General features: G+C 70.7%; 23 protein-coding genes. 10 read left to right on the top strand and 13 right to left on the bottom strand.

The window, feature by feature from the left end:
• Positions 1-6: 6 nt before the first annotated feature.
• Positions 7-1,569: an MFS transporter gene (locus ACFFRH_RS01115; protein WP_386153324.1), complete on the bottom strand. Its 1,563-nt coding sequence runs from the start codon at positions 1,567-1,569 to the stop codon at positions 7-9.
• A gap of 284 nt (positions 1,570-1,853) precedes the next feature.
• The gene (locus ACFFRH_RS01110) at positions 1,854-3,056 is read right to left on the bottom strand and encodes an MFS transporter (RefSeq protein ID WP_344743311.1); all 1,203 of its coding nucleotides are present in this window, start codon (positions 3,054-3,056) and stop codon (positions 1,854-1,856) included.
• A gap of 574 nt (positions 3,057-3,630) precedes the next feature.
• Between ACFFRH_RS01110 and panB the strand changes: the two genes are divergently transcribed.
• Positions 3,631-4,476 carry a 3-methyl-2-oxobutanoate hydroxymethyltransferase gene (gene panB / locus ACFFRH_RS01105; RefSeq protein ID WP_344743310.1) on the top strand — a complete coding sequence of 282 codons (846 nt, stop codon included), beginning with the start codon at positions 3,631-3,633 and terminating at the stop codon, positions 4,474-4,476.
• Positions 4,477-4,598: 122 nt separating this feature from the next.
• On the opposite strand, the gene ACFFRH_RS01100 is transcribed toward panB, so the two are convergent.
• The 3 genes from ACFFRH_RS01100 to npdG all read right to left on the bottom strand — a co-directional run bounded on the left by ACFFRH_RS01100 (position 4,599) and on the right by npdG (position 7,748).
• The gene (locus tag ACFFRH_RS01100; RefSeq protein ID WP_344743309.1) at positions 4,599-5,510 is read right to left on the bottom strand and encodes a threonine/serine dehydratase; all 912 of its coding nucleotides are present in this window, start codon (positions 5,508-5,510) and stop codon (positions 4,599-4,601) included.
• A 103-nt stretch (positions 5,511-5,613) separates the two neighbouring features.
• Complete coding sequence (locus ACFFRH_RS01095) at positions 5,614-6,786, bottom strand: trans-sulfuration enzyme family protein (RefSeq protein WP_344743308.1); 1,173 nt, start codon at positions 6,784-6,786, stop codon at positions 5,614-5,616.
• A 296-nt stretch (positions 6,787-7,082) separates the two neighbouring features.
• Complete coding sequence (gene npdG / locus ACFFRH_RS01090; RefSeq protein WP_344743307.1) at positions 7,083-7,748, bottom strand: NADPH-dependent F420 reductase; 666 nt, start codon at positions 7,746-7,748, stop codon at positions 7,083-7,085.
• 123 nt (positions 7,749-7,871) lie between these two features.
• On the opposite strand from npdG, the gene ACFFRH_RS01085 reads away from it, so the two are divergent.
• Entirely contained in the window at positions 7,872-8,450 is a 579-nt protein-coding gene (locus ACFFRH_RS01085; RefSeq protein WP_344743306.1) for a hypothetical protein, read from the top strand.
• A gap of 121 nt (positions 8,451-8,571) precedes the next feature.
• Here ACFFRH_RS01085 and ACFFRH_RS01080 read toward each other — a convergent pair whose 3' ends face one another.
• Positions 8,572-9,522, bottom strand: coding sequence for a LysR family transcriptional regulator (locus ACFFRH_RS01080; protein ID WP_344743305.1), 951 nt, complete (start codon positions 9,520-9,522; stop codon positions 8,572-8,574).
• A 103-nt stretch (positions 9,523-9,625) separates the two neighbouring features.
• On the opposite strand from ACFFRH_RS01080, the gene ACFFRH_RS01075 reads away from it, so the two are divergent.
• Together ACFFRH_RS01075 and ACFFRH_RS01070 are read left to right on the top strand one after the other, a co-directional pair.
• The gene (locus ACFFRH_RS01075) at positions 9,626-9,895 is read left to right on the top strand and encodes a CBU_0592 family membrane protein (protein ID WP_344743304.1); all 270 of its coding nucleotides are present in this window, start codon (positions 9,626-9,628) and stop codon (positions 9,893-9,895) included.
• Positions 9,892-10,551 (top strand): cyclase family protein, encoded by a 660-nt coding sequence (locus ACFFRH_RS01070; RefSeq protein WP_344743303.1) that lies wholly within the window; start codon positions 9,892-9,894, stop codon positions 10,549-10,551. Before ACFFRH_RS01075 ends, ACFFRH_RS01070 begins: the two co-directional genes overlap by 4 nt.
• A 120-nt stretch (positions 10,552-10,671) precedes the next feature.
• Here the strand turns inward: ACFFRH_RS01070 and ACFFRH_RS01065 are convergent, their stop codons facing one another.
• Complete coding sequence (locus ACFFRH_RS01065; protein WP_344743302.1) at positions 10,672-10,854, bottom strand: hypothetical protein; 183 nt, start codon at positions 10,852-10,854, stop codon at positions 10,672-10,674.
• A gap of 44 nt (positions 10,855-10,898) precedes the next feature.
• On the opposite strand from ACFFRH_RS01065, the gene map reads away from it, so the two are divergent.
• Positions 10,899-11,747, top strand: coding sequence for a type I methionyl aminopeptidase (map, locus tag ACFFRH_RS01060; protein ID WP_386153315.1), 849 nt, complete (start codon positions 10,899-10,901; stop codon positions 11,745-11,747).
• Between the two features lie 109 nt (positions 11,748-11,856).
• Here the strand turns inward: map and ACFFRH_RS01055 are convergent, their stop codons facing one another.
• From ACFFRH_RS01055 to ACFFRH_RS01040, 4 genes are all read right to left on the bottom strand, one after another.
• Positions 11,857-12,270 carry a sensor histidine kinase gene (locus ACFFRH_RS01055; protein WP_344743301.1) on the bottom strand — a complete coding sequence of 138 codons (414 nt, stop codon included), beginning with the start codon at positions 12,268-12,270 and terminating at the stop codon, positions 11,857-11,859.
• Positions 12,271-12,447: 177 nt separating this feature from the next.
• Positions 12,448-14,490, bottom strand: coding sequence for a bifunctional copper resistance protein CopD/cytochrome c oxidase assembly protein (locus tag ACFFRH_RS01050; RefSeq protein WP_344743299.1), 2,043 nt, complete (start codon positions 14,488-14,490; stop codon positions 12,448-12,450).
• Entirely contained in the window at positions 14,487-15,116 is a 630-nt protein-coding gene (locus ACFFRH_RS01045; RefSeq protein ID WP_344743298.1) for a copper resistance CopC family protein, read from the bottom strand. The genes ACFFRH_RS01050 and ACFFRH_RS01045 overlap by 4 nt, the downstream gene beginning before the upstream one ends.
• A 112-nt stretch (positions 15,117-15,228) precedes the next feature.
• Positions 15,229-16,503: a helix-turn-helix domain-containing protein gene (locus ACFFRH_RS01040; RefSeq protein ID WP_344743343.1), complete on the bottom strand. Its 1,275-nt coding sequence runs from the start codon at positions 16,501-16,503 to the stop codon at positions 15,229-15,231.
• Positions 16,504-17,877: 1,374 nt separating this feature from the next.
• Here ACFFRH_RS01040 and ACFFRH_RS01035 point away from each other — a divergent pair.
• The 3 genes from ACFFRH_RS01035 to ACFFRH_RS01025 all read left to right on the top strand — a co-directional run bounded on the left by ACFFRH_RS01035 (position 17,878) and on the right by ACFFRH_RS01025 (position 22,132).
• The gene (locus tag ACFFRH_RS01035; RefSeq protein ID WP_386153310.1) at positions 17,878-18,297 is read left to right on the top strand and encodes a helix-turn-helix domain-containing protein; all 420 of its coding nucleotides are present in this window, start codon (positions 17,878-17,880) and stop codon (positions 18,295-18,297) included.
• A 1,145-nt stretch (positions 18,298-19,442) separates the two neighbouring features.
• A complete protein-coding gene (locus ACFFRH_RS01030) occupies positions 19,443-19,871 on the top strand; it encodes a BTAD domain-containing putative transcriptional regulator (protein ID WP_386153307.1) in 429 nt (142 codons plus the stop codon).
• Positions 19,868-22,132, top strand: a complete 2,265-nt coding sequence (locus ACFFRH_RS01025; protein WP_386153304.1) for a xanthine dehydrogenase family protein molybdopterin-binding subunit — start codon at positions 19,868-19,870, stop codon at positions 22,130-22,132. The genes ACFFRH_RS01030 and ACFFRH_RS01025 overlap by 4 nt, the downstream gene beginning before the upstream one ends.
• A gap of 83 nt (positions 22,133-22,215) precedes the next feature.
• On the opposite strand, the gene ACFFRH_RS01020 is transcribed toward ACFFRH_RS01025, so the two are convergent.
• Entirely contained in the window at positions 22,216-23,415 is a 1,200-nt protein-coding gene (locus ACFFRH_RS01020; protein WP_386153301.1) for an excalibur calcium-binding domain-containing protein, read from the bottom strand.
• A 782-nt stretch (positions 23,416-24,197) separates the two neighbouring features.
• Between ACFFRH_RS01020 and ald the strand changes: the two genes are divergently transcribed.
• Positions 24,198-25,316, top strand: a complete 1,119-nt coding sequence (gene ald / locus ACFFRH_RS01015; RefSeq protein ID WP_386153299.1) for an alanine dehydrogenase — start codon at positions 24,198-24,200, stop codon at positions 25,314-25,316.
• Between the two features lie 69 nt (positions 25,317-25,385).
• Here the strand turns inward: ald and ACFFRH_RS01010 are convergent, their stop codons facing one another.
• On the bottom strand, positions 25,386-26,144 hold the full coding sequence (locus ACFFRH_RS01010) for a thioredoxin-like domain-containing protein (RefSeq protein WP_386153296.1): 759 nt from the start codon (positions 26,142-26,144) through the stop codon (positions 25,386-25,388).
• Between the two features lie 122 nt (positions 26,145-26,266).
• Here ACFFRH_RS01010 and ACFFRH_RS01005 point away from each other — a divergent pair, with 122 nt between their 5' ends.
• Positions 26,267-26,920 (top strand): DUF305 domain-containing protein, encoded by a 654-nt coding sequence (locus ACFFRH_RS01005; RefSeq protein WP_386153293.1) that lies wholly within the window; start codon positions 26,267-26,269, stop codon positions 26,918-26,920.
• Positions 26,921-26,993 lie beyond the last annotated feature (73 nt).

Raw genomic sequence — 26,993 nt, 5'->3', positions numbered from 1 at the left:
GCGTTCCTACACTACCGCCGGTTCCCTGTCTCGACTGATCTCCTCAGGGGCGGGAGCCACGGAGGGCTTGCCGGGCAGCCACCTGAACACGACCAGGGCTCCGACCAGCGCGATGATCGCGGAGACGAGGGCGGTGATGTGCATGCCCTCGACGAAGGCGAGCTTGGCCGGTTCGATCAGCGCCGCGCCTGGGGCGCCGAGGCTCTGGGCCACGCCCAGCGTGCCGGTCAGCGACTCGCCCGCCAGGTGCCTGAGCTGGTCGGGCAGGCCCACCAGGGCGGGGGCGATCTGGTCGCGGTAGGTGGCCGAGAGCAGCGAGCCGAGAAGCGCGACGCCGAGCGCGCCGGCCACCTGGCGGACGGTGTTGCTCATGGCCGAGCCGACGCCGGCCTTCTCCCGGGGAAGCGCCTCCATGATCGCGGTGGTCGCCGGGGGCATGATGTTCGCCATCGCCGCGCCCTGGACGAAGAACACGATCTCCAGCAGGACGACCGGGGTGTTGTGGTCCATCAGCGCGTAGGAGGCCAGCGCGGCGGCCACGACGACCATGCTGACGGTGGCGCTCAGCTTGCCTCCGAAGCGCGCGGCCATCTGCTGGCTCAGCGGCGCGAAGATCAGCTGTGCGGCGGCGAAGGGGATCATCAGGGCGCCCGCCTGCAGGGCGCTGAAGCCCAGCACGATCTGCAGGTAGAAGACCAGGAAGAACATCGCGCCCATCATCGCGAAGAACACGATGCCGATCATGCCGACCGCGGTGGCGAAGCGCGGGTCGCGGAAGTAGGTGACGTCGAAGGCCGGGTGGTCGATACGGCGCTCGTACCAGACGAAGGCGGCGAGCACGACGATGCCGAGGATGGTCGGCACGAGCACCTGGGCGCTGGCGATCGTGGCCAGTTCCCCGCCCCGGATGATGCCGTAGGTGATGGCGACGAGGCCGACGATGGAGAGGATCACGCCGACCGGGTCGAGCCTGGAGGGCTTGGGGTCGCGCGACTCGGGCACGACCAGGCTGATGAGCACCATGCTGACCAGCACGATCGGCAGGTTGACCAGGAAGACCGAACCCCACCAGAAGTGCTGGATGAGCAGGCCGCCGGTGATCGGGCCGATCGCCACGGCCAGGCCCACCCCGCCGGCCCAGACGCCGATCGCCTTGCCGCGCTCCTGCGGGGGGAAGACGTTGGAGATGATCGCCAGTGTGGCCGGCATGATCGCGGCACCGCCGATGCCCATGAACGCGCGGGCGACGATGAGCTGCATGGGGTCCTGGGCGTAGGCGCTGGCCAGCGAGGCCAGGCCGAAGAGCACCATGCCGACCATGAGCATGCGCTTGCGCCCGGTGCGGTCGCCGATCACCCCGAAGGTGAACAGCAGGCCCGCGAACACGAGCGTGTAGGAGTTGATCGCCCATTCCAGCTGACTCTGGGTGGCCCCCAGGCCCACCGCAGGATCCGCGATCGTCTTCAGTGCGACGTTGAGAATGGTGTTGTCGAGCACGACCGCCAGGAGGCTGAAGACCAGCACTCCCAGGATCTGCCACCGCCGCGGGTGACCGAGCTGTTGTTCCACGAAGGCCCCGTATTCGATACGCTTGAGTTTCGAAACACCACCGTAGCGCCGATCATTACGATACGCAACCGTATCGTTTCGTATTTATCGTGAAATGTCCCGAATTCGGGATGCGCCCTTCGAAGTGACGTACCGAGACCGGAGGACGGCCGAGACCGGGTGACGACCGAGAGCGGCGAGGCCGGGACGGGCGGCGCCCAGGATCGGCACGTCCCGGACAGGCGACACCCGCGATCGAGTACGTCCTCGAATCGGGCGCGTCCCCGATCCGGGCAAGGCCGAGGTCAGGCGGCCACCGGGACGGGTTCCTCGACCACGGCCGCGGTGCGCCGCCAGAACGGCAGGGCGACCAGCACCATCACCACACCGACCAGCCCCGCGGCGGCGAAGGCCCAGCCGGGACCGGGACCGTCGATGATCACTCCCGCGATGGGCGCCGCGGAGCCCCCGCCGATCAGCAGCGCCGTGCCGTGCAGGCCCATCGCCTCGCCACGGGCCCCGGCGGGCACCCAGCGGATCACGGTCTCGATCGTGGAGGACAGCGCGGGGGCGCACAGCACCCCGGCCGGCACCAGGGCCAGGATCAGCCAGTGCCAGTCACCGCCGACCAGCCCGACGGGGACGGTGAGCGCCCCCATGGCGCCGATCAGGATCAGCGGCGACACCCCTCGGGGCAGCATGCCGTACACGAACCCGCCCATCAGCGAGTAGGCGCACCACAGGCCGATCGCCAGGCCGATCCACGCGGTGTCGCCGTCCTGCTTCATCGTCGCCACCAGGGACAGCTCGGTGGCGGCCAGCACGAAGGTCGCCGCGACGACCGTGCCGAGCAGCCCGAACATGCCCGGGGTGAGCCACAGGCGCCGCGGGACCCTCCCCGCCACCTCCTGGAGCTCCTCGTCCGAGCGGACGGGCGGGTTCAGCGCGATCAGCGCCACCCCCGAGGCGACCAGGCCGGCCGCGACGAGGCCCATGGTGGGCACGCTGCCGAGGAGGGTCACCCCCGCGACCGCCAGGGCGGGACCGGCCATGTAGGAGAGTTCCACGATCATGGAGTCGAGGGAGAAGCCCATCCTGCGCTGGTCGACCGGGACCAGCGCCGTGAGGCACTGCCGGATCACGCTGAACACCGGAAGGCTGAGCAGCCCCGCGGGCACCGAGGCCGCGAGCAGCAGGGGGAACGGCATCGCCCACGCGGTGGACCAGAAGGCGAGCTGGGCGAGCGTGGTGACCACCAGCACCGGACGCAGGCCGTGGCTGTCGACGAACCTTCCGGCCAGCGGCGAGCCGACCGCCATTCCCACCGTGCTCGCCATGGTCACCAGGCCCGCCGCGGCGAAGCCGAGCCCGAGCCCGCTGGGGTCGACGACGTGCATCGTCAGCGTGATGGCGACCGCGGTCGAGGGAATACGGGCGACCAGCCCCACCAGCAGCAACGACCGCACGCCCGGGATAGCCAGCAGGCGGCGGTAAGGTTCGAAAGCCATTGTGATTACTTACCTCCGCGAGCATTGTGCCGTACGCCCCTGACACATCCGCCACCGGATTACCTGCCGAGGCACCGCGCACCGCCTGCCGAAAATCCCCAGGGCATGCCCCGCTCCGCCCGCGCCCGGCCGCCCGTCACCGCTGGAACACCAGCGCGTCGCCGCCCGTCACCCCTCGAACGCCCGCGCATCGCCGCCCGTCATCCCTTGAACGCCAGCGCGTCCCCGCCCGTCACCACCCGGGCGCCCGTACCGCCGAACGTCCCGGATGTGTCACACATCACCCGCACCCCGGCCGCGCCACCCCCGCGAACGTGCCGCACGGCACGACGCCCGGCACCGGAAGGCGCCTTCACCACCGGGGCACCGCCCGGACACACCCACCACTTACGCTCCGTTACCGGAGCGAGCGCGCGAATATATCGGACTAAAAGCACGAAAACATCACATGCCCCTCGCAACCGCCCGTTGGATTACCACGCCGGTCGGGTCTGTTGAACCTGTCGTACGCGTGCAATCATCGAAACCGTCCGGGGACGCCACAGGGGCGCCTCGAGACTTCACTGGAGGTCCCATGTCCTCTTCCGTCACCAACCGGCCGACCTCTCTCTACGGCGGCCAGGCTGGACGAAGGATCACCGTGCGCGACGTCGCCGCCGCCAAGGAGCGTGGCGAGCGGTGGCCGATGGTCACCGCGTACGACGCGATGACCGCCAGGGTCTTCGACGAGGCCGGCATCCCCGTGCTGCTCGTCGGCGACTCGGCCGCCATGGTCGTGTACGGGTACGACTCGACACTGCCCGTGTCGGTGGACGATCTCATGCCCCTGACGGCGGCCGTGGTCCGCGGCTCCTCCCGCGCGATGGTCGTGGCCGACCTGCCGTTCGGTTCCTACCAGTCCTCTCCCCAGCAGGCCCTGGAGACGGCCGCCCGCTTCATGAAGGAGGCCGGCGCCCACGCGGTCAAGCTCGAAGGCGGGCGGCGGGTGCTTCCCCAGGTCGAGGCCCTGGTCTCGGCCGGCATCCCGGTGATGGCCCACCTGGGCCTGACCCCCCAGTCGGTGAACGCCCTCGGCGGCTACCGCGTGCAGGGCCGCGGCCAGTCGGGCGACGAGCTGATGGCCGACGCCAAGGACCTGGAGTACGCCGGCGCGTTCTCGGTGGTCCTGGAGTGCGTCCCCGCCGACCTGGCCGAGCGGGTCACCGCGTCCCTGTCGATCCCCACGATCGGCATCGGCGCCGGGCCGGGCACCGACGCCCAGGTCCTCGTCTGGCAGGACCTGATGGGCCTGACCGCCAGCCCCGCCAAGTTCGTCAAGAAGTACTTCGACCTCGCCCACGAGATGGACAGGGCCGTGCGCAGCTTCGCCGACGAGGTGTCGACCGGCGCCTTCCCCACCGCCGAGCACAGCTACCGCTGACCGCCCGGGACCGCGCCGCCTCCGGGCGTCGCGGAACCGGTGACCGGCGCTGATCCGCCCCGGTGCCCCAGGAGAACCTGGCGGCGCCGGGGCGGCCTTCGTCGTACGGAACGCGCGAGGCGTCAGGCGAGCGTGGCGGGGTCGGTGTTGGCGCCGCACACGACGACGGCCACCCGCTCACCGGGGGCCGGGGTGTAGACGCCGGACAGCAGGGCCGCGTACGCCGCGGCGCCCGCGTACTCGACGGCGACCCTGTGCCTGCGCCACAGCTCGCGCCGCGCCTCGACGATGGCCTCGTCGGAGACCAGAAGGCTCCGCACCCCCGCCGCGCTCGTGATCTCGTACGCGATCTCGCCCGCCCGGCTGGCGCCCATGGCGTCGGCCCCCACCCCCGAGACCTCGACACCGACCGGCCCGCCGGCCTCCAGGGCCCGGTGCAGGGTCGGGATGAGCTCGGGCTCGACGGCGACCGCGCGGGCCCGGCCGCCGAGGGCGACGGTGATCCCGGCGACGAGCCCGCCGCCGCCGACCGCGACGAGGACCGTGTCGACGCCCCCGGTCTGCTCCAGGATCTCCAGGCCGATCGTGCCCTGCCCCGCGACCACCTCGGCCTGGTCGTAGGCGTGGATGTCCAGGGCGCCGGTCTCGGCCGCGCGCTTGACCGAGGCCTCGTACGCGTCGGCGTAGACGGCGCCGATCTGGGTCACCTTCGCGCCCAGCGCGCGCAGCCCGGCGACCTTCACCGGGTTGGCCACCGTCGGCACGAAGATCTCCGCCTGGACGCCGAGGTCGCGCGCCACGTACGCCACCGCCATGCCGTGGTTGCCCCCGCTCGCCGCGATCAGCCCGGCCTCGGGAATCTCCTCCGCGGCCAGCGCGCGGTTGAAGCCTCCGCGCGCCTTGAACGACCCCGAGTGCTGCAGCCCCTCCAGCTTCAGGAACAGCCCCGGCGACACCTCTGCCACCGGCGTGCGCAGGACGTGTCCCGCGATGCGCCCGGCGGCCTGCTCCACGTCCTCGAACGACACGCTCACGCGTGCTCCCTCCCCATGAAAAGATCTTGAAATGACCGCTCGGCCTCTCGGACGGCCTCGTGCCGCGGTGCGGGAGACACCGCGGACCCCGCTGCCCTCGACGTCAGGCGAGTGCCTGCTCGAAATCGGCCCACAGATCCTCGACGTGCTCGATGCCGACCGCCACCCGTACGGTGCCCTCGCCGATCCCGTGCCGGGCGAGCTCCTCGGCCGTCAGGGAGCGGTGGGAGGTGGTCGCGGGATGCAGGATGAGCGTCTCGACGCCGCCGAGGGACGGGGCCAGCAGGGCCAGCTTCACCGAGCTCATGAACCGCTCCCCCGCCTCCCGCCCGCCCACCAGGTCGAAGGAGAAGACCCCTCCGAAGTCGGGCAGGAGCTTGGCCGCCAGCTCGTACGAGGGATGCGAGGGCAGTCCCGGCCAGTGCACGACGGAGACGGCGGGGTGGGCGTTCAGGCGGGTGGCCAGCTCGCGGGTGTTGGAGCAGTGACGCTCCATCCGCAGCGGCAGCGTCTGGATGCCGCGCAGGGTGAGCCAGGCGGCGAACGGGTCCGCGGTGGTGCCCAGCTTGGTGGTGAAGTACCACACCTTGCGGTACAGCTCGTCGGAGGCGAAGACGGCGATCCCGCCGAGCACGTCGGTGTGCCCGCTCAGGTACTTGGTCGTGGAGTGCACCACGATGTCGGCGCCGTGCTCGATCGGCCTGCACAGGATCGGGGAGGCGAAGGTGTTGTCGACCACCGAGACCAGCCCGGCCTCGCGGGCCGCGGCGCACATGCCCGGCAGGTCGGCGACCTGGGTGACCGGGTTGGCGATGGTCTCCAGGTAGACCAGCTTGGTCTCCGGCCGCACGGCCTCGCGCAGCGCCGCCGGGTCGTCCTCGGGGACGTAGGAGACCTCGATCCGGAACCGCCCCACCAGGTCGTTGATCATCGCGGCGGTGCCGCCGTAGAGCGGCTTCTGCGCGATCAGGTGGTCGCCGGGTTCCAGCAGGCCGAGGAGTACGGAGTTGATGGCCCCCATCCCGGAGCCGGTGGCCACGGCGCCGACGCCACCCTCCAGCCCGGCGACGGCCTCCTCCAGGGAGCGGACCGTCGGGTTCGACAGCCGCCCGTAGACGAAGGCGCCGTCCGGACGGCCCATCCCGTCGGCGAAAACGGCCGGGTCGTCGAAGACGAACCCGGAGGTCTGGTAGAGCGGCATCGTGATGGAACGGCTGCCGTTCAGGGGAGGCTGGGGCAGGTGGACGGTGCGGGTCTCCGGACGAAAATCAGTCATACGCCAAGGATGTCCGGTTAACGCGCTATTTGTCAGATCCAATCGGGCAAGATTGGCCCGGTTCAAGGACCGAATCCGCTCAACCGGCCATCCGCTCGACCAGCCACCGGTTCCGCGGGCACCGATTCGACCGGCCACCGGTTCAGCGGGCACCTGTTCGATCAGTCACCCGTTCAACGGCCACCGGTTCGACCTACCACCCCGTTCAACGGGCCACCGGTTCGACCAGCCAGCCCGTTCAACGGCCACCGGTGGAACGACGGCCCGGCGCCCGGCCATCGGGATGACGGTCATCGCTAGACGTCGGTGACGCGCAGGCCCGCGTGGGCCTTGTAGCGGCGGTTGATCGAGATGAGGTTGGCGGTCAGCGCCTCGACCTGGTGGGCGTTGCGCAGGCGACCGGCGTACAGGCCGCGCATGCCGGGGATCCGGCCCGCCAGCGCCTGGACGATGTCGGTGGCCTCACGGTCGTCACCCGCCACGAGCACGTCCAGGGTGATCTCGTCGACCTCGGGGTCCAGCAGCAGGACGGCCGAGACGTGGTGGAAGGCGGCGACCACGCGGCTGTCGGGCAGGACGGCGGCCGCCTGCTGGGCGGCGCTGCCCTCCTCGACCGCGAGCGCGTAGGCACCCTGCTTGTCGAAGCCGAGCGGGTTGACGCAGTCGACGACGATCTTCCCGGCCAGCTCGGAGCGGAGGGACTCCAGCGTGGAGCGGTGCCCGTCCCAGGGAATGGCCACGATCACCACGTCGGCCTCGGCCGCCACGGCCGGGTTGTCCGCGCCGCGCACCGATCCGCCGACGCTCTCCGCCGCCGCCTGAGCCCGTCCCGCGCTCCGTGAGCCGATCAGCACGGTGTGACCGGCGAGGGCGAACCGCCGGGCCAGACCCTTGCCCTGGTCGCCGGTCCCGCCCAGGATCCCGATCGATATCTTGCTCACGTCCGGAATGTCAGTGCTCACTCACCACTCCTCATCGTCCCCCGACCCCTAAGGGCCGGACTCCAGCGACCATATCGCCTGCCCCGATCATCTCAGGGGCGCGTTTCCGGGATCGGCGCGGGGGGTCTGGGGCACGATGGAGCGATGGACGCTGGGTCGGTGACGCTGCTGCGTGAAATCCTGGCCTCGACCGGCTGGGTCGAGCGGACCCGTGAGCTGGGCCTCGCCCTTCGCGCGACGCGCTCCCCCGGCGGGCTGCTGCTGGTGGGCACTCCTCAGGAGGAACCCTGGCATCTGACCGCGCACCTGAGCGACGAGGCCAGAATCTCCGGGATCCCCCAGCTCACCCCGACGCTGGTCCGCTGGGCGCCCGCCCCCGGAGCGCCCGCGCACCTGCGGGTCGGGCTGGAGCGGATCGAGCGGGCCGGGCGGGGCGAGACGCTGTTCGTGGTGGCCGAGGAGCGCGCCCCCGAGGCGCTGCTGGAACGGGTGAGCGACGCCCGTAGGACAGGCACGACGATCCTGGCCCTCGACGGCGGCGACCCGGATCTGACGGGGCTGGCCCACGACGCGCTGACGGTCCCCGAGCGGGCGCCGTTCTCCTTCGACGGAGCCCAGCACCTGGTGAGCATGGCCGCGGGCGAGGTCGGCCGCCGCCCCGGCCTGCGCGACCGCCTGGCCAGGCTGCTGGAGCGGATCAGCGGCCCGCAGGTCACCGACTAGCCCCGCGGACCACCGGCCGGGCGGCAAGGCCGAACAGGCCGTACCCCCCGGAACACGGTCGGAACCTCCGGGAACCTCCGGAACACGGCCGGAACACCTCGGAAAACGGCCCGAGCCGCGGCTAGGACGCGTTCCAGCGCGCTCCGAGCCGTCCCGACAACTCCTCGGCCGCGTCCCTGAGCGCCGCGATGACCACGGCCTGCACCGGGTCGGGCTCGCCCGAGCGGGTGCGGCTGAGGCGGGTCACCGCGTCCAGCTTCCTGGCGCCCACGTTGGTGATGCCGGTGACGACGACCTCACCGTCCGGGACGTCGAGCAGGGCGAGCGACGGCACGATCGCCACCCCGTGCCCCGCCGCGACCAGGGCGAGCGTGGGCGGGAACTCCTGGATCATGTGCACCCGGCGCGGGGTGAATCCGTGCAGGGCGGCGAGCCGCTCCAGGGCGTGGCCGCAGGCCTGGTCCGGCGGCCCGGCGATCCAGGGCACCCCCGCCAGGTCGGCGACCTCTCGCGGGACCTCCGCCCAGCCCGGCGGGGCCACGATCCGGTACTCGTCCACGTAGAGGGGGTGGGAGACGATGGACTGCTGCGCCGCGACGGTCTTTCCGGCCTTGTCGGCGTCCTGCTCGGTGAGGGCGAGGTCGACCCCGCCGAGGCGGAGCTCCCGCAGCGCGGGCGCCCCGTACAGCTCCTGGATCCGCGGCGTGATCTGGGGGTGGCGCTCGGCCAGCCTGCCCAGCGCGGGCACCAGCAGGTGCCGGATGACCGTGGGGAAGGCTGCGATCGCCACCGGCCCGGCCAGCCGCTCGGTGAAGCGGATCAGCTCCCGCCTCGCCTCGCCCAGCTCCTCCTCGACGCGCTCGGCGTATCCGGCGAGGACCCGGCCCGCGGGGGTGAGGGCGACCCGGCGCTGTGACCTGTCGATGAGGGAGAGTCCGACCTCCCGCTCCAGGAGCGCGAGCTGTTGCGAGACCGCCGAGGCCGTCAGGTGGAGCGCCTCCGCCGCGCGCATGACACCGCCGCGACGGGCGACCTCGTGGAGCACCCGCAGCCGCCGGGGATCGATATCCATGCAGCTCAGCTTACGTGGACATTAAGAAAACTTTATTTGCCCTTCAGGGAGCGGGGCGGAAATCATGGGGCCATGAACCTCTCCCCGTCGGGCGCGTGACCCGGTGTCCCTCTTCGTCAACCTGCTCGGCTGGGCCGGCGCCGCCCTCATGCTGTACGGGTACGCCATGGTGTCGATGTCCAGGATGGCCGGCGACGGCATGCCCTACCAGGTGATCAACCTGATGGGGGCGGTCGCGCTGATGGTCAACACGGCCTACCTCGCGGCCTGGCCCTCGGCGATCCTCAACGTCGTCTGGGGCGTGATCGGCCTCGTCGCGATCGGCAGGATGGCCGGGTCCCGCGCGAGCCGGAAGGGGGTGAGCGTGCCGTGACCCGGCTGGTCGAGCTGAGCCACCGCATCACCGAGGGGATGATCACCTACCCCGGCGTCCCCGGCCCTCGCCTGGGCGTGCACCTGAGCAGGGAGGACTCGCGCGAGGTCTACGCCCCGGGCACGGAGTTCCACATCGGCAGCGTCGAGCTGGTCGCCAACACCGGCACCTACCTCGACACCCCCTACCACCGCTACCCGCAGGGGCCCGACCTGGCCGGGATGCCGCTGGAGTCGCTCGCCGACCTGCCGGGCCTGGTCGTACGGGCCGAGGGGGCGCCCTCCGTGGGGCTCGACCGGCTCGCGGGGCTGGACGTGCGCGGCAGGGCCGTACTCCTGCACACCGGCTGGGACCGGCACTTCGGCACCGAGGCGTACTTCCACGGCCACCCCTACCTCGAACCGGAGGCGGCCCGCTGGCTCGCGGAGCGCGGCCCCGCGCTCGTCGGCATCGACAGTCTCAACATCGACGACACCCCGCCCCGCGGTGAGCGTCCCGCGCACACGCTGCTGCTCGCGGCGGGCATCCCGATCGTGGAGCACATGACGGGGCTGGCCGCGCTGCCCGGCAGCGGGTTCCGCCTCCACGCCGCGCCACCGCTGCTGGCCGGCCTGGGGACGTTCCCCGTCCGCGCGTACGCCGTCGTGGACGGTTAGCGACCTCCCCCGCCCGCGCGTACGCCGTCAAGGACGGCCGGCGACCTTCCTCGCCCGCGCGTCCGCCGTCAAGGACGGCCGGCTGACCGGTCGGCGACCGGCTGGCGACCGGCCGCGGCCTCAGTCGTCGCCGTCCCAGGCGCGGTCGTTCTTCCTCCACTCCTCGTTCCTGTCGGCCGCGGTCTTCAGCGCGGCCGACGCGGCCTCGCGGGTCGGGTACGGTCCCATCCGGTCCTTGTTCGGGCATCCGTCGTCGGGTTCGACGGCCATGTGCGTCAGGCAGAACCACCATTGATCACTCATGCGGCAATACTGCCCAGTGAGAAGCACAACTAGACTGGGGGACCATGACGACACTGCTCCAGCCCGGGCGGATCTCCCCCATCCGCAAGGTTCCCTCTCACATCCAGCGGCCGGAGTACGTCGGGAAGAAGGTCCCGAAGACCGGGGAGTCCGACGTCAAGACCCCCGAGATCATCGAGCGGATGCGGGTGGCGGGCAAGCTGGCGGCCCAGGCGCTCGAAGAGGTCGGCAGGCACGTGGCCCCCGGCGTCACCACCGACGAGCTCGACCGGATCGGCCACGAGTTCCTCTGCGACCACGGCGCGTATCCCAGCACGCTCGGCTACCGCGGGTATCCCAAGTCGCTGTGCACCTCGATCAACGAGGTGATCTGCCACGGCATCCCGGACGACACCGTGCTGCGCGACGGCGACATCGTCAACATCGACATCACCGCCTTCATCGGCGGCGTGCACGGCGACACCGACGCCACCTTCCTCGTCGGCGACGTCGACGAGGAGTCGCGCCTGCTGGTCGAGCGCACCCGCGAGGCCACCAACCGGGCCATCAAGGCCGTCGCCCCCGGCCGCCAGCTCAACGTGGCCGGCCGCGTGATCGAGGCCTACGCCAAGCGGTTCGGCTACGGCGTGGTCCGCGACTTCACCGGTCACGGCATCGGCACCACGTTCCACTCGGGCCTCATCGTGCCCCACTACGACGACCCGTCACTCGCGGTCACGCTGGAGCCGGGCATGACGTTCACGATCGAGCCCATGCTGACGCTCGGCACCATCGACTACGACATCTGGCCCGACGGCTGGACCGCCGTCACCAAGGACCGCATGCGGACCGCCCAGTTCGAGCACACCATCCTGGTGACCGAGACCGGCCACGAGATCCTGACGCTTCCCTGAGTCCGGGCCCGCTCCTCTCCGAGTCCGGGCCCGTCCCGCGACCGTCTCCCTGACCTGGGGAGACCTCGACATCCGGACGCCGCTCCCGCGGGCGGGCGCCCGATCCCGGCTAGTCCTGGCGGGGCACCACTCCGGTGACGGTGGTTCCCTCGCCGGGAACGCCGTTGACGCCGCACGAGCCGCCGACCCGTTCGAAATGGGCGCGCATGGCGGCGATGCCCCGGCCCCTCGCCTCTCCGAAGAAGCCGACACCGTTGTCACTCACCGTCATGCGCAGGCCGCCGCGCCCGAGGGTGACGGCGACGGAGACGACGCGGGCACCGCTGTGCCGCTCGACGTTGGCCAGCGCCTCGCCGAGCGCGCCGAGCACGGCTCCGGCGACCACGGGCGGGACGTCCCGGGTGGGCAGTGCCCAGATCTCGACGGTGATCCCGGTGCGCTCGGCCCATTCGGTGAGATGCTCTTCGAGCGCCTGGGCCAGGCTCCGGCTCCGGCCCTCACGTACGCGCACTTCCTCGGACACAGCTCAACCTTCCTGATGCACATTGCAGCCTCCGGCCCCCCGACCGGATATGTGACTGGGCGTGGCGCGCGATGAAAAAGCGCTGCACCCGCTGCGGTGAGCACGAGCCCCCTGTGATACAGGCTACCGGGAGGTGTCCTGGAGGGAGCTCGAAGATAGAAGGGCGTAGCTGTCCGGCTACTCCGCGCCGTCTCGCCTGTTGAGTTTGGCCAGGTAGTCATTGTAAGCGTCGAGCTGGGCGTCGCCGCTACCTCCGTCGCGAGCCGCGGCGGCGTCGGCGCGGCGGTCGGCGCGGCGGGCCCCGCGGTCGTCGTGACGCCACCACTGGAAGGCCAGCGCGAGGAGCACGACGAGGGTCGGGATCTCACCGAACCCCCAGGCGATGGCGCCGCCGGTCTGCTGGTCCTGGATCGCGGACGCGCCCCAGGTACGGCCGAGCTGGTCGTACCAGTCGGAGGCGAGCACGGTGGTCATGCTCATCAGCGCGATGCCGAAGAACGCGTGGAAGGGCATGGTCACGAACAGCAGGATGAGCCGGGCCACGTGCGGCAGCCGGTAGGGGGCGGGGTCGACACCGATGATCACCCAGAAGAACAGGCAGCCGCTGAGCAGGAAGTGCACCGTCATCACGATGTGGCCGAGGTGCTCCTCCATCGCGGCGGCGAACAGCGGCGTGAAGTACAGCGCGTAGGTGGAGACGATGAAGATCGCGGTGGCGATCGCCGGATGGGCGATGACGCGGACGAACCTGCTGTGCAGGATCGTCGTCAGCCACTCCCTGGGGCCCCGGTCGCCCCTGCGGGCGGCGGGCTTGAGGGCGCGCAGGGCCAGGGTGACGGGCGCGCCGAGCACGAGGAAGATCGGCACCATCATCGACAGCGTCATGTGCTCGGCCATGTGCGCGCTGAACAGCACCTTGGCGTACCGGGCGACGCCGCTCTGGGTGGCGATCAGCAGGATCAGCACGCCGGTGAACCAGGCGGCCGTGCGGCCCTTGGACCAGGAGTCGCCGCGCCGGGCGAGGCGTACGACACCGGCGAGGTAGAGGCCGGCCAGCAGGGCGATGAGCGTGCCGGAGAACAGGTCGAACCACCACAGCGAGGCCAGGTTGGCGAGCGAGATCTCCGGCGGCATGGTGTAGCCGAGCACGTCGAAGGCCCTGTCGACGGGCAGGACCGCCGGGGGCGGCGCGGTGCGGGACAGCGCGACGGCGAGGCCGACGGCCGCGAACATGACGACGATCTCGCCTGCGGCGAAGCGGAGGAACGTACCGGACCCGCCCGCCGCGAGCAGCGGCAGGGTCCGCCTGCGGTGCCACCAGCCGACGGCGCCGAGCAGCGCGAACGCGACGGTCTTGGCCAGCAGCAGCAGGCCGTAGGCGGAGGTGAACAGCTCGGAGATCGCGCTGAGCCTGGCCATGACGCTGAACAGGCCGGACAGCCCCACCCCGACGAAGCACCACAGTGCCAGGGCCGAGAAGCGGGCGGCGGCGATCTCCAGATGCGGCTGGCGGCGCAGCGCGTGCGCGCAGAGCACGCCGAGGCCGCCCACCCAGAGCGCGAGGACGACCAGGTGGACGGCGACGCCGGTGGTCGCCAGGTCGTGGTTGGGCGAGGAGGAGGAGTGGCCGGTCAGCGCGGGCGGGAGCATCGTGGCCAGGGCGAGGATCAACAGGCCGCCGGCCGCGCCGGCGGTGATCGCGCCACGGGCGAAGAGGGCGATCGCGACCGAGAAGAGCACGACCAGGGTCAGCGAGATGCCCTGGGAGACCTGGCTGGCGAAGCTGGTGAGCTCGTCGCCGCCGAGCACGTCGGCCACCGGCAGCCCGAGCGCCTCCGAGAGGCTGAAGACCATCGTGGCCGCGGCGGCCCCGGCCCAGACGAGGGCGATCCAGGAGGTGGCCTTGACGTAGCCGAGGGCGGACCTGCCCAGCAGGCCCTTGTCGTTGGGGAGCAGGATCGCGGCGGCCAGGAGCGTGCCGACGGTGAGCACGCCCGCCGCGTCCATCGTCAGCTTCGCCAGCGGCAGTCCCCAGCGGGTGAACGCGCCCTGGTCGGGCAGGCCGGGGATGATGCGGGGGCTCGCGGCGCCTCCGGCGATCATGGCGATCACCAGGGCGGCGACGGCCGCGCCCACGCCCGCCAGGGCGAGCTTCACGACCCGGCCGTTGTCCGGCGCCTCGACCTGCGCCGCCTGCGCGGCCCGCGCGGTCTTGCTCATGTCTGTTTCCTGCCGCGCATGCTGAAGAACAGGCCGATGCCGACGCCGGTCAGGGCACCGACGACGATCCACATCCAGCCGGGCACGCCTCCCGAGGAGCCGGACTCCTCGGACTCCCCGGCCGCGGCGGCCGGGCTGAGCGTGCCGACCGGCGTGCTCGCGGCGGGGTCGCTCCCGGCGGCCGGGCTCTCGGCGCTCTCGGTGACCCCCGGGGACGGCGAGGTCTCCGAAGGCGGCGGGGACGGCGAGGGAGAGGACTCGGTGGAGCCGAGCAGGGTGAAGGGGATCTCCCCCTCTATCGGATGGCCGTCGGAGGACACCACGCGATAGGCGATGACGTACGCGCCGGGCGGGAGGTCTCCCTTGACCTTCTGGGTCACCACGGAGCCGTCGACGGCGGGCTTGCCGTCCTGGTGGGTCTCGTCCCCGGAGCGGACGACGACGTTCGGGAAGCGCACGGTGGCGCTGAATGTCAGCTTCACCTCCTCCAGGGTCTCGACCTTCGCGCCCTTGGCCGGGTTGCTGCTCTTGAGCCGGTCGTGAGCGAGGGCGGGCGAGGCGAAAGCCGTGCCGAGAACGAGGGCGGCGAGAAGCGCGAGGGCGACCGCGACAGGGGAAGTCTTCATGGCAACCACAAGGCTACCGACGCGACCACGCGGTCTCGACCCCCCTGTCCGATCCACCCCCTCGGGCGAGGCCGCCCCCGCCGTCCCGATCTACCGCCCTCGCCATCCCGATCTACAGTCCGACGCAGGCCAGTGCCCGCTTGTAGGCGTCGACACTCCGATCGGGCTCGTCGATCCGCTCCAGGACCCGGGCCGCGGTCAGCCAGGCATGGGCGGTGAAGCGGGTCTCCGGCGCCTGCTCCAGGCATTCGACCCCGGAGAGCAGCTCCCGCGAGGCGTCCGTCTGCATGCCCAGTGCCGCGAGGGTCTCGCCGTGCAGCAGGCGGGCCTCCGCCTGCAGGGCCTTGGGCATGCCGTCGAGCAGGTCGCAGACGAAGCGCATGTGCTCCTCGGCCCGGTCGGGCCGGGCGAGCAGCAGCTCCACCCGGACGAGGTTCATCGCGCAGCGCATCTTGGTGATCGAGCTGGCAGAGCTCTCCTCCAGCTCCTTCTCGACCTTCAGCAGCACGTCGCGCCAGGTCTCGGCCTCCATGGGCCGGGCGATCAGCATGACCTGGGCGTAGTCGTTGCGCAACCGGGCCAGCCGCCACGGGTCGCCGTACTCGGACTGGATGGCCAGGGCGCGCTCGGCGTGCGTGACCGCCTCGTCGGCGTGCGCGGTCTCGACGGCGGCGATCGCGGCGCCCCAGTGCGCCAGGGTGAGCGCCATCGGGGTGCCGAGGAGCTCGGCGGCGGCGATCAGCTCCGCGGAGAACTGGCGGGCCCTGAGCAGGTCACCGCGATCGACGTACGCGGCGAAGAGCTGGCTGCCCAGCCTCATGAGGCCGTCGGTCCAGACGGGCTGGACCGCGCCGGTGAGGATCTTCTCGGGGACCTGCATCGCCCGGGCCAGGTCACCCTTCTCGCGGTAGCAGCGCGAGAGCGCGACGGCGACCGCGATGTGACGCTCGGGGCTCATGGTCGTGGTGTCGCCCTCGTGCAGCCCGCTGAAGAGGGCGATCGCCTGGTCCAGGTCGCCGCAGGCCTCGGTCGCGAGGGCCAGGCCGTACTCGACGTCCTGCCGCAGCTGCGGCAGGCCCGCCAGGCCGCTGTCGGCGAGAAGCTCGGCGTAGCGGTTACGGGCCTCGACGACCTCGCCGTTGTCCAGGGCCATCTGCGCGTAGCTCAGCGCGAGCTCGATCTCCTGCATCTGCTCGGCCGTGACACCGTTGATCAGATAGGTCAGGGAGCAGTCGAGTTTTTCGGCGAGAAGCTCCAGCACCGCGGGTGTCGGAGTACGCTTGCCACTCTCGATGAGGGACACGTAACTGTCCGACAGTTCTGGATGAGCGAGCTGCGCTTGGGAAAGACCACGTTGCCGACGGGCGGTTTTGATGCGCTGTCCCACCAAGTCTTGACCGGTCACGTTACCCCTTGAAAGATATCATTTGAGCAGCAGAACCTACGACAGGAGTCTCCCCGTGCGCCGACGTCTTGCCTTGTCTGCCCTCGCCATGCTGTTTACGGCTACTTTTGCCGTCACTGGCAATGCTACGACCGCGAGTGCTGATTCGTCTGCCCCCCCGAAGGACACCGGCAAGTATTCTTCGCAGACGGTCAACGCCCAGGCCTACCTGGGCTGGGACTACCCGGGCTGAGCTACGGCTCAGCCCGGCCGAAGGAGACGAGAAACGAAACGAGCCCCGCCCCCGTGGAGAGCTTTCAGCCAGCGAGCCGCTCCACCCACCGGAACCGGTGCGCTCGCGCCGATGTGAGCGTGCAGGTTTCCCTCATGCGCGCTCCAGCAAGACGGAAACATTGAACATCGGGGCGTCCGCGCCCCCGGATGGTTGGCGCCACCGATCGCGGCCGAGCCGGGATCCGAACCCCTTCCGTGAAGATCGTTGTTCTTCGCGGAGGATCCCGGCCGGAAGAACACACGTGCGTGATCCGCTTCGCACACGTGCCGCTTCGTCGCAGGTCACGGCTCGTGGGCCGCACGACCCGGGTCGAGGGTGCCGACGACGGCCACTCGACCTCTCGTAGGCGTCATCCGTTCCGCTCGCTTTTCGTCGCCGACCGGTCCGCAGGCCGGTCGGCTCACGAACCCCTGTCGCCAGGCGCCCCCTCGGCACCTTCACGTCTGGAATCAGTCGTCACCCTGAAAATATATTGAAACAATCCACTATCAAGTCAATGTCCTAAAGCGGTCAGCCGAAGCCCGGGGAGACGGACGGCCATTTCGCAGCGGACACGAAGAAAGTCCCGGGTCGTTTCGGCTCACGAAAACCAGGAACACGCACGATCCGCAGGAAAGTAAACGAGCATGATCCGCCCACGGGAAAGCTCCGGGGAAAGCAGCGAGCGCGAGCGGCTCGCCCCCCGCTTACGACTTCCCTTGAGTTCGGTCTCCCGCCCCGGCGCACACGGCACGTGCCCGCGAGCGTCTCTAGGTGATCTTTAGAATCACCCGCGACAGTGAAACGGCGAGAATCCCAGAAAGATCCGGCGAAGCCCGGTGGCGCGGGAATTCGCCTCTCCGGGCCCGGCCCGAGAAGGCCCTTCCGAGCCCCCTGCCACCGCCGGCCCGGACGACGAACGCGAGGGGGCGCGCACCATGGCCCTCCGGGGGAGAGCGATCCCGGGTCCGGCAAGACGCCGAAACCCTCTGTGCGTCCGCGAAGCGGTCAGTAGATATGTTTCTTCCTGAACCAGGAAAAACACCACGTTTCTCCAGATTTTCGATTCCGCTGCCACCCCGCCGGGGGTGCGGACGAGAATCGTGGTCGATGCGCCGTACGAGACAGCCGGTTTCCCCGCGTCCGTGGAACCGAGGGTCGACCCGCCGATCTCCGAGAGATTCATGGTGATCGACGACCACATCGTCTTGACGGGCCACGCGCCCCGGATGGCCATGGTGCGCGCCCCCGCGCTGGTGTCGTTGCCGGGAGACCTGTTCGAGCATGTCTGGTCAAGCGCCGAACAGCGGCCCCGGGGGTGGAAGGCGCCGTTCTCACTCACGGAGCAGGAGAAGACCGTCCTGCGAATGGCCGCGGAGGGCGTGACGGACGAGGTGATCGGCCGTCGGCTCGGGCTGACCTCCCGCACCGTGCGCCGCCACATGGCCAACGCGATGGAGCGGATCGGGGCACACAGCAGACTCCAGGCGGGGATCGGTATCGCCAAGGCGGGGATCGTCTAGGTTCCGTTTCCCGGACCTCCGGGCATCGGGCGTGTGTCCGGTGACGCTTGGTGCGCGAGTCGCGGTGATCCGGCGAGTGCGGAGCGGGAGCGGGAGCGGCCGAGTCGGCGCACGGCCCACAGAATCGGGTCGCGTATTCGGCGATCTCACCGAGGATCCGGCGAATCCGGTGGAGGCGCGGGAACTCCTCGCGGCGGGGAGGTTTCGCACCAAGGGAGCCAAGGGAGTCAAGGGACCCGATCACATGGAAGCGATCCCGCTCCGGCGGCCCCCACATCGCGCCGTCCCGGTCCGCCGACAGCGACCGGCTCCCGCCACGGAGAACCGATCGGGTTCCGTCCGGGGAACGGCCACGACAGCACACCGCCTATCGACGGCCAGGGTTACGTTCCTTTTCTCCGCGTTTCATCACCTGCTCCACGGCAGTTGGGCCAACCTCCCGGCAGGCCCGTTCCAGAAATTTCGACAAACCCGAGAGTGTGGCGAAAACCATCCGGCCCCGAGTCTTTTCGGAATGCCCGGAACAGCTCTCACGGACACCCCCAGGAAACATCCAGAGACAATCACCCGCCTTAACCCACGACCGGTTCCCGGACGTCCCGCCTCGAATACAAAATGTGATCGGGCGTGCGCGGGAAGTGATCGAAATCATGCCGTCCGCGTTCTCCCGGTATCCGGGCGGAGGATGACGCGACCTCCACTTCGACGCGAACCCATCGGCTGTGCCTGGCTTCCGCGAATTCGCTGCGCCACGCTTGACCGCATGTGGGGACCTGGATGGGCAGGGCCGACGAAATCGTGAGGATGGACGACGGCCCCCGGCCGGGGGATTTCCACATCAGCACGTTGGGCTCGGGTGTCGTCCGTAGACTCTCGGACGAGCTTGAGTTGGGAGAGCCCCGGCAGCAGGCGATTCTCTGCGTCCTGGCCGCCGATACCGGACGGGCGGTTACCAAAGACCAGTTAATCGACGGCGTGTGGGGGTGGATCCGCCGAAGACCGGGGAGCAGAGCGTTTACACGTACGTGTCCAAACTGCGGCGGACACCGGAGCCGGACCGCGATTCACGAAGACCTTCGAGGCTGCTCGTCTCCACCTCGGGCGGATACGCTCCGCGGCTCGAACCCGGGCAGGTGGACGCCGAAGTGTTCAAAGAACACCTCGACCAGGCCCAGAAATCGTACGCCGAAGGCTCCCACGAGACGGCCCTGCGGTTCCTGAGGGACGCGCTGAAACTGTGGCGGGGGCCGTGTCTGAGCGGAATCCCCGGCCCGTTCGCCGAGTTCGAGCGGCACAGACTGGGAGAACTGCACCTGGTCGCGCTGGAACCGCACGCGGAGCTGCTGCTCCTGCTCGGACACCCGCAGGACGCCGCCGCCCGGCTTGTCACCCTGACCGCGGAGCACCCGTTGCGCGAGCGGTTCCGGGAGCTTCGCAGGCCGCTCGACGACAGGAGCCGTGGGTCAGCACCCGGGTGCCGGGCGCAACCGCAAGAGTCGCCAACGGCCGCCCCCCGCGTTGCGTCGTGCCTGCCATGTCCTCCCCCGGACCCGGCTGATGTACTGCTGGGATGAGCGGCATCGAAACACGGCGGCATCGCGGCGTCGGCGAGAGCGTCCTGCGTCCCGACGGGACGCTGAAGGTGACGGGCGAGTTCGCCTACTCCTCCGACCTGTACCTGGCGGACATGATCTGGGGGGTCACCCTCCGCAGCCCGCACCCGTCGGCGTGGATCCGCTCGATCGACGTCGGCCCCGCGCTCGCCATGCCCGGCGTGTACGCGGTCCTCACCCACGAGGACGTGCCGGGCGCGAAGTTCTACGGCCTGGACCACAGGGACCAGCCGGTGCTCGCCGTCGACCAGGTCCGCTACCAGGGCGAGCCGGTCGCGCTGGTCGCGGCCGACCACCCCGAGCGCGCCAGGCGGGCGGCCGAGGCCGTGGTCGTGGAGTACGAGGTCCGCGAGGCCGTCACCGATCCGCGCCGGGCCGCCTTCGACGCCTCCTGCCCCACGGTCCACGAGAGCGGCAACGTGGTGCGCCACCAGCCGATCCGGGTCGGCTCCGCGTTCGAGGCCCCCGTGGTCGTCACCGGCGAGTACGAGGTCGGCATGCAGGACCAGGCCTTCCTCGGCCCCGAGTCCGGGCTCGCCGTGCCGGCCGAGGACGGCGGGGTGGACCTGTACATCGCCACGCAGTGGCTGCACTCCGACCGGGAGCAGATCGCGCCGTGCCTGGGGCTGCCCGAGGAGAGGGTACGGCTCTCGCTGGCCGGGGTGGGCGGGGCGTTCGGTGCCCGCGAGGACCTGTCCATGCAGATCCACGCGTGCATGCTGGCCCTGCGCACCGGCCGTCCCGTGAAGATCGTCTACAACCGCGAGGAGTCCTTCTACGGCCATGTCCACCGCCACCCGGCCCGGATGCGCTACGAGCACGGCGCCACCCGCGACGGCAGGCTGCTCTACGTCAGGGCGGAGATCCTGCTGGACGGCGGCGCCTACTGCTCCACCTCCCCCGCCGTGGTCGGCAACGCGGCCTCCCTGGGGGTGGGGCCGTACGAGGTGGACAACGTGTGGATCGACGCCTACGGCGTCTACACCAACAACCCGCCCTGCGGCGCGATGCGCGGCTTCGGCGCGGTCCAGGCCTGTTACGCGTACGAGTCGCAGATGGACAGGCTGGCCGAAGCGTGCGGGATCTCCCCGGTCGAGGTCAGAATCCGCAACGCCGTCTCCCAGGGGTCGGTGCTGGCCACCGGGCAGGTGATCGACTCGCCCGCGCCGCTGGCCGAGATGCTCAGGGAACTCGCCGCGATGCCGCTGCCCGGCTCGAACGCCCCGGACGGATCGGACGCCCCGAAGTCCTCGGACCTGCTGGACATGCCGGGCGGCGTCTCGCAGACCACCCACGGCGAGGGGGTGCGGCGCGGCGTCGGGTACGGCGTGGGCATCAAGAACATCTGCTTCTCCGAGGGCTTCGACGACCACTCGACCGCCAGGGTGCGGGTGGAGCTGATCGGCGGCGAGCCGCACGTCCTGGTGCACACCGCGGCGGCCGAAGTGGGACAGGGCCTGCTGATGGTCCAGGAGCAGATCGCCAGGACCGAGCTGGGGATCGACGCGGTGACGGTCGCGACGGCGGACACGTCGGTCGGCTCCGCCGGATCCTCCTCGGCGTCCCGCCAGTCGTACGTCACCGGCGGCGCCGTCAGGGCGGCCTGCGAGGCCGTGCGGGAGCGGCTGGCGAAGCTGACGAGCGACGGGTCGTCGCTGGTGGAGGCGCTGGAGCGGGCCGGGGCGGTGGAGGAGACGAGGGAGTACCGGCACCGGCCCACCTTCCCGCTGGACCCGGTCACCGGGCAGGGCGACTCGCACACCCAGCTCGCCCTGTGCGTCCACCGGGCCGTGGTGGACGTGGACGTGGAGCTGGGGCTGGTCAAGGTGGTGGAGCTGGCGGCCGTCCAGGACGTGGGTAAGATCATGAACCCGCTGGCGCTGGAGGGGCAGATCCACGGCGGCTCGGCCCAGGGGCTGGGGCTGGCGCTGATGGAGGAGATCCAGGTCCGCGACGGGCTGGTGCTCAACCCGTCGTTCACCGACTATCTGATCCCCACCATCCTCGACATGCCGCCCATGCGGTTGTCGATCATGGAGAATCCCGACCCGAACGCCCCCTACGGCCTGCGCGGAGCGGGCGAGCCGCCCACACTCTCCTCCACCCCCGCGGTGGCCGCCGCCGTACGGGCCGCCACCGGCCTGCGGCTGCCCCGGGTGCCCATCCGCCCGCACGACATCGCCCTGGAAGGCCGCCACCAGGACATCGCCCTGGGAGGGTGATCACCTCCTCTCCGGGCTCTCCGGGCTCTCCGGAGCGGAGGGGCGGGGAGCCGGGGGCACCGCGCCGGCCGGTACGGCCGCTGTCAGCCGGTGTCGTCCCGCTCGCAGGCGACGCCGTCCTTGTCGCCGTCGATGTACCACTGGTACTCCTCGTGGGTGCCCCGGGTGTAGGGGCCGTAGCCGTTCTCCCGCGCGGCCTTGCAGGTGCGGAACCTGCGGTCGGTGCCCTCGCCGGACGCGTTCGCGGAGGTGTCCTCGGTGGTGTTCGCCGGACGGTTCGCACCGGTCCCGGCGGTGTTCGCGGTGGTCGGCCCGGTGGCCGGAGGGGTGACGGGCTGCTGGTCGGCCGGAGGATTCGCGGGCTGGCTCGCCGGAGGGGTCGCGGGCTGCTGCTGGTCGGCCGGAGGGGACGTGGCCGTGCCGTCCGGCGGGGTGAAGACCGACTGGCTCGGCTGGGAGCCGCCCGTCGGCTGCGGGACGACGGCCCCGGAGCCGAGCAACCTGACGACCATCGCGTCGGCCTGCTCCTTGGTGAAGGAACCGGCGATGCTCAGGCTGTCGTCGGTGATCGCCTGGGCGACCCGGGGGGCGGCCACCACCTTCTCTCCCACGACGATCGCGATCTGCTGCCTGACCGGGTCGTCCTCGTTGACCGCTTCCGCGGTCAGGTCGTTGATCTGCTCGCGGAAGGCGGGCGCGAACGCGATCCTGACCGAGTAGGCGCCGCTCTTCTCCTGGATCGCCTCGATCTTCCGCACGGCGTTCACGTTGACTCCGGCGGCGACCGAGTAGCAGGTCTGCCCGAGGTCGTCGGGGTAGGTCTCCGGGACCGTGCAGGCTCCGGGCTTCGCCTCGGTCACCGGGGCGAAGTGGAGGGGAACGGCCAGCCGCTTGGGTGGCGTGCCACCGAGCGGCATGTCGGGATTGCGGGTCATGAGCACCGCGATGGTGCCGAGCACACCGGTGATCAACACGACGATGACCAGGACGGTCACCAGGATCGCGGTGGTGACCCTGCTCGCCCTGGGCACCCCGTCCGGCGACTCCCCGGCCCGCCGCTCGCCGGTCCCGGGAGCGCCCGCACCCGGCCCGCCCGCTCCCGGCTCGCCCGGCCCCTGAACGGTCGGCGCCTGCCCCTCGGTGAGGACCGGTGGGTCGATGCCGGGACCGCCCGGGCCCTCGGGAACCGATCCCGCCGGAACGGGACCTCCTGGAACGGGGCCTGTCGGATCGCCGGAGCCCTGCCCGCCGAAGGCGGTCCCCCCGAAGGCCGCATCGCCCAACCTCGTATCGCCGGAACCCGGATCGCCGAGCCCCGCACCACCGGCACCAAAAGCATTGAAACCTGAGCTTTTAGCACCAAAAGCATCGAAGTCAGAGCCGCCGGGACCGGCACCGGCCCCTGGGCCGCCGAAGGCGTCGAAGGGGGAGGCGCCGGAGCCGGGCCGGGAACCACCGAAGGCGTCGAAGCCGGAAGCGCCGGGACCGGACCCGCTACCGCCGAAGGCGTCGAGGCCGGAGCCACCAGGGCCGGGAGCGAGGCCGGGGCCGACTCCGGGGCCGGACCCTGGGCCGCCGAAGGCGTCGAAGGTCGAGGCGCCGGGATCCCGGTCACCGCGCCCCTGTTCGTCGAGGCCGGGCGGACCAGCGGGACCGGAGAGGGGATCGTCCGGACTCCCCGCACCGCGGGCGTGGCGTCCAGGTGAGGCGCCAGGGCGGCCCTGCGGGGTGAAGGCGTCATAGGAGCCGGACGGGGACCGCGACTCGTCAGAGGGGTCGTCAGGCCCGGCTGGAGGTCCCTGCGGTACGGGCGGCCCACCCTGCCCCGCGTGCATCCCCATCGTCATATCCCCGTATTCCTCGCACCTGTTCGCGGCGAGCCTACCGATCGTCGCGGGGAGCCGGTAACCCCGCACGTCACGGCGGCTTCCCGGAGACCGGGCGTCGACGGCCGCTGACGGAATGTCACCGGCCCCGCCCCATTCCTGCCGCCCTGCGCGTGACCGCCCCCTTTCGGGGAACGCACAGTGAAGATAGAGGACACGCGCCCACCCTTGGAGGAGCCGTGAAGATCTCCGTTCCCCGCGAGGTCAAGAACCACGAGTACCGCGTGGCGCTGACCCCGGCCGGGGCCCACGAGTTCGTCCGGCACGGCCATCAGGTCTTCGTCGAGAAAGACGCCGGGGCGGGCTCCTCCATTCCCGACGCCGACTTCCAGAGCGCCGGTGCGACCATCCTCGACTCGGCCGACGACGTGTGGGCCGCGGGCGAGCTGGTCCTGAAGGTCAAGGAGCCGGTCCACGAGGAGTACCACCGGATGCGCAAGGGCCAGGTTCTCTTCACCTACCTGCACCTGGCCGCCTCCCCCGCGTGCACCCGCGCCCTGCTCGACACCGGGGTCACCGGCATCGCCTACGAGACCGTGCAGAACGCGAACGGCTTCCTGCCCCTGCTCGCCCCCATGTCGGAGGTGGCCGGGCGGCTCGCCCCCCAGGTGGGGGCGTACCACCTGATGCGCCAGGGCGGCGGGCGCGGGGTGCTGATGGGCGGGGTGTCGGGCGTGCACGCGGCCAGCGTGGTCGTGATCGGCGCCGGGGTCTCCGGCATGAACGCCGCGGTCATCGCGCTGGGCATGCAGGCGGAGGTGCTGCTGCTGGACCGCGACATCGACAGGCTCCGCCAGGCGGATGTGATCTACAAGGGCCACTGCAAGACCATCGCCTCCACCACGTACGAGATCGAGCGGGCGGTGCTGAACGCGGACCTCGTCATCGGCGCGGTGCTGATACCGGGGGCGAAGGCGCCCAAGCTGGTCGACAACACGCTGGTCTCGCGGATGAGGCCGGGGTCGGTCCTGGTGGACATCTCCATCGACCAGGGCGGCTGCTTCGAGGACTCCCGGCCCACCACCCACGCCGAGCCGACGTACCGGGTGCACGACTCGGTGTTCTACTGCGTGGCCAACATGCCGGGCGCGGTGCCGCACACCTCGACGTACGCGCTGACCAACGTGACCGTCCCCTACGCGCTCGCGATCGCCCACCTGGGCTGGCGGGAGGCCCTGCGGAGCGACCCGGCGCTGGCACTGGGCCTGAACACGCACGAGGGGCACCTGACCAACCGGCCCGTGGCCGAGGCTCACGGGCTGGAGGCGGTGCCCCTGGAACAGATCTTGCGGGTCTAGCGGGTCCGGCCGCCGGGACGCCTCGTCGGGACGGCGTCACCGGCGTCACCGGTGTCGGGTGCCGGCCGGTCAGGGCGCCGGGGTGGCGCTGGGAGCCGGGGCGTCGGTGGCGGGAGCGTCGGTGGCCGGGGCGTCGGTGGCCGGGGCGTCGCTGGGAGCCGCGGACGCGTCGGGGGCGGCCGACGGGTCCTGGCTGGGCGCGGTCGCCGGGATGGGCGCCTCGGCGGTGGTGGTGCCCACGCCACCGCTGCAGGACGCGCCGAGTTCGGGGGTGTCCGGGCCGTTCTTGTACTTCTGGATGAACTTGGGCAGGCGCCCGTCGTTCGCGCTCTCCAGCTTGAGCTGGTGGTTCCAGGAGCTGGCCACGACCTTGGAGGGCAGGCCCGGGTACGGGCTCAGGAGCATGTACTCCTTGGAGGCCAGTTCCCGCAGCTTGTCCACCTCGGCCTTGGGCAGGTTCGGCTGGTAGGTGATCCACACGGCGCCGTGCTCCATGGCGTGGACGGCGTTCTCGTTGTTGATCGGCTGGTCGTAGACGCCGCAGTTCTGCCAGGCCGGGTTGTGCTCACCGCCCATCGGCGGGGTCTCCTTGTACGTCACCTTGGTCTGGGTGTGCTGGCTGCCCACGTACTTCGCGGTGGCGACGCTGTCCAGTGAGTTCGTGGCCCGCTCGTTGACCATGTAGAAGGCGACGACCGCGACGAGCAGAACGACGACGGCACCTCCGGCACCCCACATCAGGAACGCGGCCCGGCGCTCCTTGCGCCTCTGCTCCTCACGCATACGGGTGAGGTGCTCACGCCTCGCCTGCGCCTTTTCCTTGGTCATCAACCCTCCAGCCGGCAAACAACTTCGGGTCACCCTATGCCCTACCGGCGTATGTGGAGAATAAGAGGATGACAACGTCTGATACAGCGACGAATCTCGACAGTGGGTACTCTGGGCAGGTAATGGAAACCCCCGGTGAAGATGGCGCGAGGTCCAGACGTGGCCTGGCGGTCGGCGTGCTGGTCGGTTGCCTGGTCACGGCGGTCGCCCTGCTGCTGCTGGTGGGGAGGACGACCACCCCGACCGACGCCTCGGCCGAGGCGGGCTTCGCCCGCGACATGTCCGTTCATCACGCCCAGGCCGTCGAGATGGCCTTCATCGCCAGGGACGGGAGCGAGGACGACGCGCTCCGGCGGCTGGCCTACGACATCATCGTCACGCAGACGGCCCAGCGCGGCATGTTCACCGGCTGGTTGCAGCAGTGGGGCCTGAACCAGTCGAGCGAGCGCCCCACCATGGCGTGGATGGCCGGTCACGGCGGCGGTCACGCTGTAACACCGGACGCGCCCGCCGCGATGCCCGGTATGGCAACTGAGGACGAGCTCAAAAAGCTCCGCGAGGCCACAGGCAAGGACCAGGAGATCCTCTTCCTCCAGCTCATGATCCGCCATCACGAGGGCGGCGTGCAGATGGGCAGGGGTCTGCTGAAACTGTCCGACCGTGAAGAGGTGGCCACCATGGCACAGCACATCGTCGACGGTCAGACGGGCGAGATCGAGTTGATGACCGACATGTTGCGGCAGCGCGGCGCCCAGCGGCTGCCTTCCATCCTTTAATAGCGTCGGCGCGTCCCTGTGTGGCCGGTCTCCGGCTAGGGCAGCATGGAGCCAACCTGGCCGGAGGAAAGAG

The sequence above is a fragment of the Streptosporangium vulgare genome (assembly GCF_042428775.1).
GTDB lineage: Bacteria > Actinomycetota > Actinomycetes > Streptosporangiales > Streptosporangiaceae > Streptosporangium > Streptosporangium vulgare.
The sequence above is the reverse complement of the archived record's forward strand: the minus strand, read 5'-3'. Positions and strand labels throughout refer to the sequence as shown.